The 12768-nt window shown below is 71.6% G+C and carries 11 protein-coding genes; all 11 read right to left on the bottom strand.

All coding sequences use genetic code 11. The features are described from left to right. Nucleotides 1–9: 9 nt before the first annotated feature. The 11 genes from FBY23_RS12815 to acnA all read right to left on the bottom strand — a co-directional run bounded on the left by FBY23_RS12815 (nt 10) and on the right by acnA (nt 12649). A complete protein-coding gene (locus FBY23_RS12815) occupies nt 10–873 on the bottom strand; it encodes an acyl-CoA thioesterase II (protein ID WP_260805938.1) in 864 nt (287 codons plus the stop codon). Further along, nucleotides 870–1820 (bottom strand): PAC2 family protein, encoded by a 951-nt coding sequence (locus FBY23_RS12810; RefSeq protein WP_141798499.1) that lies wholly within the window; start codon nt 1818–1820, stop codon nt 870–872. Before FBY23_RS12810 ends, FBY23_RS12815 begins: the two co-directional genes overlap by 4 nt. 9 nt (nt 1821–1829) lie before the next feature. Beyond that, on the bottom strand, nt 1830–3311 hold the full coding sequence (locus tag FBY23_RS12805; RefSeq protein ID WP_141798498.1) for an amino acid permease: 1482 nt from the start codon (nt 3309–3311) through the stop codon (nt 1830–1832). Continuing rightward, on the bottom strand, nt 3308–4573 hold the full coding sequence (locus tag FBY23_RS12800; RefSeq protein ID WP_141798497.1) for a hypothetical protein: 1266 nt from the start codon (nt 4571–4573) through the stop codon (nt 3308–3310). The genes FBY23_RS12805 and FBY23_RS12800 overlap by 4 nt, the downstream gene beginning before the upstream one ends. After that, nucleotides 4554–6473 carry a 1-deoxy-D-xylulose-5-phosphate synthase gene (gene dxs / locus FBY23_RS12795; RefSeq protein WP_141798496.1) on the bottom strand — a complete coding sequence of 640 codons (1920 nt, stop codon included), beginning with the start codon at nt 6471–6473 and terminating at the stop codon, nt 4554–4556. The genes FBY23_RS12800 and dxs overlap by 20 nt, the downstream gene beginning before the upstream one ends. An 18-nt stretch (nt 6474–6491) precedes the next feature. Further along, nucleotides 6492–7430 (bottom strand): SMP-30/gluconolactonase/LRE family protein, encoded by a 939-nt coding sequence (locus tag FBY23_RS12790; RefSeq protein WP_141798495.1) that lies wholly within the window; start codon nt 7428–7430, stop codon nt 6492–6494. A gap of 10 nt (nt 7431–7440) precedes the next feature. Continuing rightward, on the bottom strand, nt 7441–7875 hold the full coding sequence (locus tag FBY23_RS12785) for an NUDIX domain-containing protein (RefSeq protein ID WP_141798494.1): 435 nt from the start codon (nt 7873–7875) through the stop codon (nt 7441–7443). Beyond that, nucleotides 7872–8465: a DUF3105 domain-containing protein gene (locus tag FBY23_RS12780; RefSeq protein ID WP_160158230.1), complete on the bottom strand. Its 594-nt coding sequence runs from the start codon at nt 8463–8465 to the stop codon at nt 7872–7874. The genes FBY23_RS12785 and FBY23_RS12780 overlap by 4 nt, the downstream gene beginning before the upstream one ends. A 125-nt stretch (nt 8466–8590) precedes the next feature. Beyond that, the gene (locus tag FBY23_RS12770; RefSeq protein ID WP_141798492.1) at nt 8591–8890 is read right to left on the bottom strand and encodes a thiamine-binding protein; all 300 of its coding nucleotides are present in this window, start codon (nt 8888–8890) and stop codon (nt 8591–8593) included. 24 nt (nt 8891–8914) lie between these two features. Next, nucleotides 8915–9721: a nucleotidyltransferase domain-containing protein gene (locus FBY23_RS12765; RefSeq protein WP_141798491.1), complete on the bottom strand. Its 807-nt coding sequence runs from the start codon at nt 9719–9721 to the stop codon at nt 8915–8917. Nucleotides 9722–9829: 108 nt separating this feature from the next. Then, a complete protein-coding gene (gene acnA / locus FBY23_RS12760; RefSeq protein ID WP_141798490.1) occupies nt 9830–12649 on the bottom strand; it encodes an aconitate hydratase AcnA in 2820 nt (939 codons plus the stop codon). Between the last annotated feature and the right edge of the window lie 119 nt (nt 12650–12768).

Genomic DNA, 12768 nt, shown 5'->3' with positions numbered 1-12768 from the left:
ACGGGAGGGTCAGCGCGTCGGGCGGATCAGCCCCTCCTGGGCGACGGTGGCGACGAGCGTGCCGTCCTGGGTGAAGATCCGGCCCAGGGCGAGGCCCCGGCCACCGCTGGCCGACGGCGACCACTGGTCGTAGAGCCACCACTCGTCGGCCCGGAACGGCCGGTGGAACCAGATCGTGTGGTCGAGGGAGGCCATCTGCACCTTGTGCGGCCCGTGCTCCGGGTGGGCGGCGAGGGTCGCGCCGAGCAGCGACACGTCGCTGGCGTAGGTGAACGTCGCGAGGTGCTCCATCGGGTCGTCGCTCAGTCGCCCGTCGACCCGGATCCAGACCTGGGTCTTCGACGGGTGCATCGGGTCGGGGTCCATGCCGTGGGCGGAGTTGCCGAGCCAGCGCACGTCGAGCGCTGCCCACTCCTTGCTCAGCCCGTCGTCGGTGCCACGCTCGGCCATCAGCGCCATCAGGTCCAGGCCGTCCTCGGGCGGCCTGACCTCGGGCATGACGTCCTGGTGCTCGAGGCCCTCCTCGGCACGCTGGAAGTTGAGCGACTGGTAGTAGATCGGGCGGCCGTGCTGGCGCGCGAGGACTCGCCGGGTCGCGAACGACTTGCCGTCGCGGATCCGCTCGACGTCGTAGATGATCGGCACCTTGTAGTCGCCGGGCAGCAGGAAGTAGGAGTGCAGCGAGTGCACCTTCATGCCCTCGTCGACCGTCCGGGACGCGGCGATCAGCGCCTGCGCGGCGACCTGGCCGCCGTACACCCGCTGCCGGATGGTCTCGGGCTGCTGGCCGCGGAACAGGTCGGTGTCGAGCTGCTCGAGGTCGAGCAGCTCGACCAGCCTTCGTGTGGCCTCCCCCATGACGCGCTCGCTCATGGCGTTCCTCCGGTCTCGTCAGGCCCCTCGAGGCCGGCCAGGAACTGCTCGAACTGCCGGCCGATCTCCTCGCCGGTCGGCAGCGGCTCGTCCTCGGCCAGGAGGCTGCTGCCCTCCTCCTCGGCGCGCGCGAAGGTGTCGTACTGCTGCTCCAGCGCGGTGACCACGTCGGCGACCTCGTCGTTGGCGGACAGGTAGCGACCGATCTCCTCCTCCCGCTCGTCGGCGGACTCCTGCAGCTCGGAGAGGTCGACGGTGAGCCGGGCCGCCAGCTCGACCTGCTCCAGCAGCGACACCGAGGCCCGCGGGTAGTCGAGCTGGGCGAGGTAGTGGGGCACGTGGGCGACGAAGCCCTGGGCGTCGTGGTCCCAGTCGCCGAGCCGGACCTCGAGCAGTGCCTGGGCACTGCTCGGCACCCGCAGCTCACCGCGCCACGGGCTGGAGCCGGTGAGCAGGTCGGGGTTGTTGGCGTGGTGGGTGATCGCGATCGGCCGGGTGTGGGGCACCGCCATGGGCACCGAGCCCATCGAGACGACCAGCGCGACGTCGAAGCGCTCGACCACCTCCCGAACACCGCGGCAGAACGCCTCCCAGCGGATGTCGGGCTCGGGACCGTGCAGCAGGAGGTAGGGCGTACCGCCGGCGTCGCGCAGCATCCGCACCACCAGCCGCGGGGCCTCGTAGCCCTCGTAGTGGTCGCGCGCGAAGGTCATCGGGGGACGCCGGGCGCGGTAGTCGTGGAGCTGGTCGACGTCGAAGGTCGCGACCACCACTCCCCCGCCGTCGGTCGAGAACGCGCCGGCACGGACCAGGTGGCGTGCGGCGAGCGCGCCGGCGTTGCCGGCGTCGAGGAAGCCCTCGAGCGCCACCACGAGCGCGAGGTTCTCGACGCCCTCCAGCTCGGGCACCTCGTCGACGATGTGGACGAGACGGGGCGATGAGGTCACCCGGAGAGCCTATTCGGTCGGCGGTCGCTGCTGCAGCCGGCTGTGGCTGCGGCCGTAGGCGAAGTAGACGACGAACCCGATCAGCATCCACACGCCGAACCGGATCCAGGTGTCCCCGGTCAGGTTGAGCATCAGGTAGAAGCACATCAGCGTCGAGACCGCCGCGACGACGGGGGCGGCCGGCGTACGGAAGCCGCGGGGCAGGTCGGGTCGGCTGCGACGCAGCACGACGACGCCGATGCTGACCAGCATGAACGCGAACAGGGTGCCGATGTTGACCAGGTGGGCGAGCGTGCTGAGGTCGATGAAGCCGGCCATGGCGGCCACCGCGACGCCGGTCAGGATGGTGATCCGGTACGGCGTCCCCCAGGTCGGGTGCACCTTGGCGAGCCCGCGCGGGAGCAGTCCGTCGCGCGCCATCGCGAAGCCGACCCGGGACTGGCCGAGCATCAGGATCATGGCCACGACGACCAGGCCGATGCAGGCGCCGATCGAGATCAGGTCGGGCATCCAGTCGACGCCGGAGGCTTTGAAGGCGTCGGCGAGCGGCGCCGCGCTGTCGGGGTCGATGTCCTTGTAGCTGCGCAGGCCGGTGACGACGAGGCTGACCGCGGCGTACAGGACGGTGACGATCGCCAGCGAGCCGAGGATGCCGATCGGGACGTCGCGCTGCGGGTTCTTCGTCTCCTCTGCGGTGGTGGCGACGATGTCGAAGCCGATGAAGGCGAAGAACACGATCGCGGCGCCGGAGATGACGCCGGCGAGGCCGAACACCGCCGGCTCGAGGCCGAGCAGGCTGGTGATCAGGGGTACGTCGGCGAAGCCGCCGCTGGACTCGGGTGCGGGCTGCGCGTCCGGGATGAACGGGGTCCAGTTGCTGACGTCGATGTGGGCGATGCCGACCACGATCACGGCGGCGACCACGACCAGCTTGAGCGCGACGACGACCTGGTTGAAGCGGCTGGAGAACTTGGTGCCGCGGATCAGCAGGAATGTGACGAGCAGCGCGATCACCACGGCGGGCAGGTCGATGAGGCCGTCGGCGGCGGAGCTGATCTGGGTCGGCAGGGTGACGTCGACGATGCCCAGCACCTCCTGGAGGTACGCTGAGAACCCGGTCGAGAGCGCCGCGGCGCCGACGGTGAACTCCAGCACCAGGTCCCAGCCGATGATCCACGCGACGAGCTCGCCGAGCGTGGCGTAGCTGAAGGTGTAGGCGCTGCCCGCGACCGGCACGGTCGAGGCGAGCTCGGCGTAGCAGAGCGCCGCGAGGCCGCAGGCGACGGCGGCGATCACGAAGCTCAGCGCGAGCGCCGGACCCGCGTTGCTGGCGGCGACGGTGCCGGTGAGCACGAAGATGCCGGCACCGATGATGACGCCGACGCCGAAGACGGTGAGGTCGAGCGCCGAGAGGTCCTTGCGCAGCCGGTGGTCCGGCTCGTCGGTGTCGGCGATCGACTGCTCGACCGACTTGGTGCGGAAGAGGCTCATGGGCCCTCCTGTCCCGAGTAGGTGCGTTCCATCAGTCCTACACCCCGCTGGGCCAGCTGTGCGGGAGTGACACCGAGGACCTCGGGCAGGACCTGCGCCTGGTCGGCGCCGTCGGCGAGCCGGTCGAGGAGCAGCAACAGCACCGGCCGGCCGTAGACGCTGGCGACGTACTCGCAGACCCACCAGGACACGGCGTACCAGGCCTCGGCGTCGGGGCCGCCGAACTGGGCCGCGCCGGGGAGGTCCGTGACGGTCGCGGCGAGGTCGAGCGCCCGGGCCGGGAGCCGGCGGCGGGCCGGCGCCATCGGCTGCACCGAGACGTACTCGGCGACGCCCTCGCTCAGCCACAGCGGGGCCCCGTGGCCGCGGGAGCCGAGGGTGGCGTGGGTGAGCTCGTGGCGGACCAGGCGGCCGAGCACCCCGACCGGCTGCTCGAGGACCCGTGGGTTGAGGAAGATCCGGTACGACGCGACACCCTGGCTCGCGTCCATCCCGTCGACGGGCACCGCGATCGTGAGGCCGTCGGCGCGGTCGGGGTCGCCCACCGTCTGGTCGGCGAGGCCGCGCAGGAAGGCCGGGTCGCGCAGCGAGTACACGACCACGCCCGTCGGGGCGGTCGCGCTGGTCGACCCGATCACGCTGCGCACGTCCGAGCGCCCGCTGCCGGCCGCGTCGAGCACCTTGCCGGCGTTGCGCACCGTCGTGTCGTCGAAGACGCCGAGGACGCCGACCGCCTCCCGGACCTGGATCGGGCCGAGGTCCCAGGGCTGGAGGTTGCCCGGGTGCGCGGTCTCCCACGAGTAGTCGGTGGTCGAGGTGATGACCAGCCGGCTCTTGTCGGGCGAGGGCGTGAACAGGAACCGGTCGCGGGTGCGGGTGGGCGTGGCGTCGTACCCGTCGAGGCCGAGGCTGAGCACCACCTCGACCCAGTAGTCCTCGCTGCCCTCGACCGGCGTGATCGTGTCGGCGGCGACCTCGTAGTGGAGCTCCCCGACGGGCAGCTGGGCGAGGTTGTCGAAGTAGGCCTGTTGCTCCTCGACCAGGCCGGCGTCCCCGCGGTCGAGCGCCTTGCGGAACCGGGCCACGTCGTGGGTGCGCAGCCCTCGGGCCCGCTTGTCCAGCGTCTTCTGCATCAGGGTCGCGACGTCGTCGTATCCGGAGCCGGAGTACGTCGGCGGCGGCGGGTCGTCGGAGCAGGCGGTGAGCGACAGCAGGAGCAGGGCCAGGGCCGGGAGGAATCCCCTAGCGCGAGCCGTCGACATCGAGGAGCGCCCGTCCTTCCGGGGCGGGGTCCGCGCTGTCCCGAGCGATGTCGTGGAGGACCTCGAGCGCGATCGCCGAGGAGGTGAGCCCGATCCGCTCGAAGATCGCGGCCCGCTTGGCGTGGTCGAGGAAGTCCTGCGGGATGCCGTGGATGCGCACCGGGGTGCGCACGTCGGCGGCCGCGAGGGTCTGCAGCAGCACCGCACCGACGCCGCCGACGACGCCGTTGTCCTCGATCGTGACGACCCGGCGGTGGGTGCGGGCGAGCTCGACGAGCGCGGGGTCGACCGGCTTGACCCAGCGTGGGTCGACGACGGTGACGCCGATGCCCTGGTCGACCAGGCGCTGCGCGACGTCGACGGCGACCGGCGCCATCGAGCCGACGGAGACGATGAGCACGTCGCGGGCGCCGTTGCGGACGAGCACGTCGCAGCCGCCCTCGGCGCCGATGGCCGGCACGTCCTCGGGCGGCGGGCCCTTCGGGAAGCGGACCACGGTCGGGGCGTCGGCGACCTCGACCGCCTCGTCGAGCAGCTCGCGCATCCGGGTCACGTCACGGGGCGCGGCCAGGCGCAGGCCGGGCACGACCTGCAGGATGGACATGTCCCACATGCCGTTGTGGCTGGCGCCGTCGTCACCGGTGACGCCGGAGCGGTCGAGCACGAAGGTGACCCCGCACCTGTGCAGCGCGACGTCCATCAGGACCTGGTCGAAGGCCCGGTTGAGGAAGGTCGCGTAGACCGCGAAGACGGGGTGCATGCCGCCCATCGCGAGGCCGGCCGCGGAGGTCGCGGCGTGCTGCTCGGCGATGCCGACGTCGAAGGTGCGCTCGGGGAACCGGGCCTGGAACTTGTCGAGGCCGACCGGGTGCATCATCGCCGCGGTGATCGCGACGACGTCGGGGCGGCGCTCGCCGATCGCGACGACGTGGTCGGCGAAGTGGTCGGTCCAGATCGGGCCCTTGGGCTTCTCGGCGCCGGTCTGCACGTCGAACGGCCCGGGCGCGTGGAACTGGTCGGCCTCGTGCCGCTCGGCAGGGTCGTAGCCGAACCCCTTGCGGGTGATCGCGTGCACGATGACCGGGCCGCCGAAGCGCTTGGCCTGGGCGAGTGCCTGCTCCATGGCCGAGCGGTCGTGGCCGTCGACCGGGCCGACGTACTTGAGCCCGAGGTCCTCGAAGAGCCCCTGCGGCGCGAGCGCGTCCTTGATGCCCTTCTTCATGGCGTGCAGGGCGTCGTAGGCCGCCGCGCCGACGCCGGGCACCGCGTTGAGGCGACGCTTGACGACGTCGAGGACGTGCTCGTAGCGCGGGTTGGTGCGCAGGCTGGTGAGCGCCGTCGCGAGACCGCCGATGGTCGGCGTGTAGGAGCGGCCGTTGTCGTTGACCACGATCACGAGCTTGGAGTCGTGCTGGATCGCGATGTTGTTGAGCGCCTCCCAGGCCATGCCGCCGGTGAGCGCGCCGTCGCCGATGACGGCCACGGTGTGCCGGTCCTCGCCACGGATGCGGAACGCCTTGGCGATGCCGTCGGCGTAGCTCAGCGCCGTGGAGGCGTGGGAGTTCTCGACCAGGTCGTGCTCGGACTCGGCCCGGCTCGGGTAGCCGCTCAGCCCGCCCTCGCGCCGCAGCGTGCCGAAGTCGCCGGCACGGCCGGTGACGAGCTTGTGGACGTAGGACTGGTGGCCGGTGTCGAAGACGATCTTGTCGCGCGGGGAGTCGAAGACCCGGTGGATCGCGAGGGTCAACTCGACGACGCCGAGGTTGGGCCCGAGATGGCCGGTGTTGGTGGCGACGGTGCGGATGAGCAGGTCACGGATCTCGGCCGCCAGCTGGGTGAGCTCGTCCTCGGACAGGGCCCGCAGGTCACGCGGGGTGGTGATGGTCTCGAGGACAGACATGGGGGCCAGTCTACGGGGCTAGAGGTCGGTGAACGCGATCGCGGGCTCGTGCAGGCTGCCCAGCCAGACCCGGCCGCGGTGCTCCCGCACGCCGGTCACCATGTGGTACGCCGCGCCGTGCTCGCCCGGCGCGAGGTCGAGGTCGTGCACGAGGGTGCCCTGCTCGTCGTACGCGACGACGCGGACGGTCTGCTTCGGCTTCGGCTGGAATTCCTCCGGCAGCCTCGTGGCCAGCTTGCGCAGCACCATCGGGCCGCGCTGCAGCCGCTCGACGAGCGGGTCGGTGGGGCTGGCGATGGTGATCCAGATCAGCCCGTCGGTGCCGCGGGAGATGTTGTCGGGGTAGCCGGGCAGGTCGGCGGCGAGGAGGTCGCGGCTGCCCTGCTTGTCGCCGGTGACCCAGTGGCGTACGACGGTGCGGGCACCGGTCTCGGCGACGCAGACGAAGTCGCCGGCGGCCGAGAGCGCGACGCCGTTGGCGAACGCGAGCCCGTCGAGGACGACCGCGACGGTGCCATCGGGGTCGCGGCGCAGCAGTCGCCCGGTGCGGGTGTTGCGCACGAAGTCGTCCTTCCAGCGGGCGATCCCGAACTCGGTCGAGGAGTCCGACCACCAGATCGTGCCGTCCTCGGCGATCGCCGCGTTGTTGCAGAAGACCATCGGCCGGCCGGCGACGTCCGCGGTGATCAGCTCGACGGCGCCGCTCGCCGGGTCGACCCAGAGCAGACCGCGCTGCGCGTCGCACACGAGCAGCCGGCCGTCCGGCGCGAACTCGATGCCGAGGGGGCGCCCGCCGGTGTGGGCGACCCGATCGACCTTCGTGCCGTCGGGGCTGACCCGGAAGATCGCGCCGTCCTCGGTGCCGGTGAACACACAGCCCAGGTCGGGCCCGGACGTCGCCACGACGACGTCCTCCGCGCCGTGGCCGGGAACGGGGATCACGGTGAGGGAGGTCACGGATCCGACCTTAGCCCCCGTGGTCGGTGAGCTCGCGGTAGCGCTCGGAGGCGAGGAAGGCAGGCAGGATCTCCCGCGCCGCGCGGCTCAGCGGGCGCCCGGCCAGGGCCGCCGGGTCGACGAACACGATCTGGCGCCCCTCCCCGACGACGACGTCGGCATCGGTGGCCCGGGTCGGGGTGGCGTAGAGGCCGACCACGTCGTCGGCGCCGTTGGCCTCGTGGGAGACGGCGAACTCCCGCCACAGGGGCAGCTCCTCGGCGGTCAGGCCGGTCTCCTCGGCCAGCTCGCGGTGGGCGGCGGCGTCCGGGTCCTCACCCGGCTCGACGTGGCCGCCCACGAAGCCCCAGCAGTCCGGATCGAGCCGCGGGTGCTCGTCGCGCTCCTGCAGCAGCAGCCAGCCGCGCGGGTCGACCAGCAGCACGGCCGCGAACCGCTGGCTCACGCGGCGATTCCGCCCGACGGCAGGTCGGCCGGGTCGACGCCACCGTGGCAGGACGCGAAGGGCTCGGGTGCGGTGTCGCCCGCGCCGAACTCCGCGACGAACATCCCGATCCGCGGGTCGTCCGGCCCGGTCAGCGCGAGCTGGCGACCCCAGACCGTGATCACGACCGGTGCCTCCTGGTCGTCGTACGGCGACAGGATGCCGTTGTCCGGCAGCTGCTCGGCGAGCTGCTCGATGCCGGCGGCGTCGACGTCGTCGGTGCGGTAGGTCAGCCACACCGTGCCGTGCTCGAGGTCGTGGACGGCGTTCGCCTCGGGCACCGGCTCGTCGTAGACACCACACTCGAGCCAGTACGGCGCGTGGTCGCCGCCCGCCGGCGGGGACTGCGGGTAGTCGAACTCCTTGCCGGGCGCCAGGTGCTGGTTGGTCAGCCCGGCGTACTCCTGCACGGCGTCCAGGTTGCTCGTGTCGACCTGCGCGGAGGTGTCGCCGTCGCCGGCGTCCGTCCCGGAGTCGTCGTCCTTCGACAGCACGACCGGGACCAGCACCGCGGCCGCGACCACCAGGACCGCGGCGAGCACGGCGAACACGATCGGCAGCGGCGAGCGCCTGCGCGGGGGCGGCGGAGGCGCGAAGCCGGGGGGCGGCCCGTACGGCGGGGGTGGGCCCGGGGGCGGAGGAGGAGGGGGCGGCGGCGGCGGGAACGGCGGCTGGCTCACTGCTCGAGCGCCCGCTCCACCCGCTCCACCTTCGCGGTGAGCTCACCGTTGAAGCCCGGCCGGATGTCGGCCTTGAGCACCAGCCCGACCCGGGGCGAGGTCGCGGCGACCACGTCGACCGCCCGCTTGACGACGGCCATCACCTCGTCCCACTCCCCCTCGATCGTCGTGAACATCGACGTCGTCTCGTTGGGCAGACCCGACTCGCGGACCACCCGGACCGCGGCGGCCACGGCCTCGGACACGCCACCGGTGTCGTCGGAGCTGGACGGGCTGATGCTGAACGCGACGAGCATGCGCCCACCGTAGTCACGCGGGCCTCAGCCGCCGGCGGGCGCCCAGCGGTCGAGCAGGTCGAGGAAACCCTCGTTCGCGCGTTCCCGGACAGCGGCGCTCGGCGTGCCGCCGATGTCGGGATCGGTCACGAACACCCCCTCCACCCAGGCGGCGATGGCCGGCGGGACGGGGGCGTCGCCCAGCTCGCGGGTGCGGGCCTTGAGGTTGCGCAGCCCTTCGAGCTCGGCGCGGACTCCACCGGGGACCTCGGACTCGGCGAGCAGCTCGTCGAGGTTCATGGGCGGGACGCCGACGTTCCCGTCCAACCAGCGCAGGGTCACGGCGGGGCGCACGGCGTAGAAGACCCGCTTGAGCCGGACCAGGTCCGCGCCGACGCGGGCGTTGGCCCACTGGCCGCGCCCGACGTGCAGGTAGTGGCGCCGCACCCGCGCCGGGTCGGTCACCGCGGCCACGAGGTCGAGCAGGTCGTCGCGGAACGCCGGGTCGCCGCCGTACACGTGGGGCGAGCGCAGCCACTCCCCGACCGTCGCGTTGCCGGCCGTGGCCAGGCGCACCGCCTTGGCCAGGTCCCAGCCGTTGACGTCGAGAAGCCCCTCGAGCGGGGTCTCGATGACGTCGCGCGGCGCCCACAGCGACAGGTAGTCGCGCCGCGGCCGGACGAAGAGGAACCGGCAGTCGTAGTCGCTGTCCGGCGACGCGAACCCCCACGCCCGGCTCCCGCTCTCGATCGCCCACGGCACCCGGACGCCGTACGACGCCGCGATGTCGCCCAGTCGCGCGTCGATCGCCGTGACGGTCGCCGGGTCGAAGTCATCGGGGATCGAGCGCATGGGCGGCACCGTACGACACATGCCGAACGGCCCGCCCCTCCGTTGCGGAGGGACGGGCCGTCGGTCTCGAGACGGTTGCTGCGCAACCTCCTCGACCAGCGTGGCGGGTCAGCCGCGGAGCAGGTTCCGCAGGACGTACTGCATGATGCCGCCGTTGCGGTAGTAGCTCGCCTCACCGGGGGTGTCGATGCGGACGACCGCGTCGAACTCGACACCGGTGTCGGTGGTGACCTTGACGGTCGCCGGCGTGGTGCCGTCGTTGAGCTCGGTGATGCCGGCGATCGAGAAGGTCTCCTCGCCGGTCAGGCCGAGCGACTCGGCGTTCTGGCCCTCGGGGAACTGCAGCGGGATGACGCCCATGCCGATGAGGTTGGAGCGGTGGATGCGCTCGTAGCTCTCGGCGATGACCGCCTTGACGCCCAGCAGCGAGGTGCCCTTGGCCGCCCAGTCGCGCGAGGAGCCCGAGCCGTACTCCTTGCCCGCCAGGACGACGAGCGGGGTGCCGGCCTCCTGGTAGTGCACCGAGGCGTCGTAGACCGTGCTGACCGGGCCGCCCTCGACCGTGAAGTCGCGGGTGAAGCCGCCCTCGGTGCCGGGCGCGATCTGGTTGCGCAGGCGGATGTTGGCGAACGTGCCGCGGATCATGACCTCGTGGTTGCCACGGCGCGAGCCGTAGGAGTTGAAGTCACGCGGGGCGACGCCGTGCTCGGTGAGGTAGATGCCCGCGGGCGAGTCGGCCTTGATCGAGCCGGCCGGCGAGATGTGGTCGGTGGTGACCGAGTCGCCGAGCTTGAGCAGGACGCGGGCACCGGAGATGTCGGTGACCGGGGCCGGCTCGTCGGGCATGCCGTCGAAGTACGGAGCCTTGCGGACGTAGGTCGAGGCCTCGTCCCAGGTGAAGGTGTTGCCCTCGGGGGTGGGCAGCGAGCGCCAGCGCTCGTCACCCTTGAAGACGTCGGCGTAGGACTCGGCGAACATCTCCGAGTTGATCGCGCCGGCGATGGTCTCCTCCACCTCGGCCGGCGAGGGCCAGATGTCCTTGAGGAAGACGTCGTTTCCGTCGGCGTCCTGGCCCAGCGCGTCGTTGAACAGGTCGACGTCCATCGAGCCGGCGAGCGCGTACGCGACGACCAGCGGCGGGGACGCCAGGTAGTTCATCTTGATGTCGGGGCTGATCCGGCCCTCGAAGTTCCGGTTGCCCGAGAGCACCGAGACGACGGCGAGGTCGTTCTCGTTGACCGCGGCCGAGACCTCGGGGATGAGCGGGCCCGAGTTGCCGATGCAGGTGACGCAGCCGTAGCCGACCAGGTTGAACCCCAGCTTGTCGAGGTACGGCGTCAGGCCGGCCTTGTCGTAGTAGTCCGACACGACCTGCGAGCCGGGGGCGAGGGTGGTCTTGACCCACGGCTTGCGGGTCAGGCCCTTCTCGACGGCCTTCTTGGCAAGCAGCGCGGCGCCGATCATGACCGACGGGTTGGACGTGTTGGTGCAGGAGGTGATCGAGGCGATCGTCACCGCGCCGTGGTCCAGCGTGAAGCTGGTGCCGTCCTCGAGGGTGACCTCGACCGGCGTGGAAGCGCGGCCGCCGTCGGTCGCCGCCGCGGAGAGGTGCGCGTTGGGCGCGTCCTCGCCGTTGGACTGCGCCGGGTCGTGGGAGGGGGCGTCCGAGCCCGGGAAGGACTCCTCGACGGCCTCGTCGTAGCCCGTCGTGTGCTGCACCTCGCCGGCGTAGTCGACCAGCGCGGTGCGGAAGGACTCCTTGGCCTCGGAGACGAGCACGCGGTCCTGCGGGCGCTTCGGGCCGGCGATCGAGGGGACGACGCTCGCCAGGTCGAGCTCGAGCTTCTCGGAGTAGCGCGGCTCGGCGGCCGGGTCGAGCCAGATGCCCTGCTCCTTGGCGTACTTCTCGACGAGAGCGATCTGCTCCTCGGAGCGACCGGTCAGGCGCAGGTAGCTGGTGGTCTCGCCGTCGATCGGGAACACCGCGATGGTCGAGCCGAACTCCGGCGACATGTTGCCGATGGTGGCACGGTTGGCCAGCGGCAGCGCCGCGACGCCGGGGCCGTAGAACTCGACGAACTTGCCGACGACGCCGTGCTTGCGGACCATCTCGGTGATCGTGAGGACCAGGTCGGTGGCGGTGGAGCCCTCGGGCAGCTCGCCCGACAGCTTGAAGCCGACCACGCGCGGGATCAGCATGGAGACCGGCTGGCCGAGCATCGCGGCCTCGGCCTCGATGCCGCCGACGCCCCAGCCGACGACGCCGATGCCGTTGACCATGGTGGTGTGCGAGTCGGTGCCGACGCAGGTGTCGGGGTAGGCCAGCAGCTCGCCGTCGACCTCACGGGTGAAGACGGTGCGGGCGAGGTGCTCGATGTTGACCTGGTGGACGATGCCGGTGCCCGGAGGAACGACCTTGAAGTCGTCGAAGGCGCCCTGGCCCCAGCGCAGGAACTGGTAGCGCTCGCGGTTGCGCTCGTACTCGATCTCGACGTTGCGGGCGAAGGCCTCGGGCGTGCCGAAGACGTCGGCCATGACGGAGTGGTCGATGACCATCTCGGCCGGCGCGAGCGGGTTGATCTTGGTGGCGTCGCCGCCCAGGTCGGCCATGGCCTCGCGCATGGTGGCGAGGTCGACGACGCAGGGGACGCCGGTGAAGTCCTGCATGATCACGCGGGCAGGCGTGAACTGGATCTCCTTGTCGGGCTGGGCGGTCTCGTCCCAGCCGGCGAGGGCCTTGATGTCCTCGGCCGTGATGTCCGCGCCGTCCTCGGTGCGGAGCAGGTTCTCGAGCAGCACCTTCAGCGAGAAGGGCAGGCTCTCGACGTCGAGGCCCTCACCCTTGACCGCGTCGAGGCGGAAGATCTCGTAGGACTTGCCGTCCACGTCCAGGGTGCTCTTGGCGCCGAAGCTGTTCTTGCTGGCCATCGCGTCTCCGTCCTCATCGACTTCATCGTTGTCGGTAGGTCTCCTGTTGCATCCTGCCGCCGCGAGCGGCGGATCGGATAGTGAGGCTGACCTAAGTCTTGCGGACACCGGGCTCCCGA

The organism is Nocardioides sp. SLBN-35, assembly GCF_006715725.1.
Lineage (GTDB): Bacteria > Actinomycetota > Actinomycetes > Propionibacteriales > Nocardioidaceae > Nocardioides.
The sequence above is the reverse complement of the archived record's forward strand: the minus strand, read 5'-3'. Positions and strand labels throughout refer to the sequence as shown.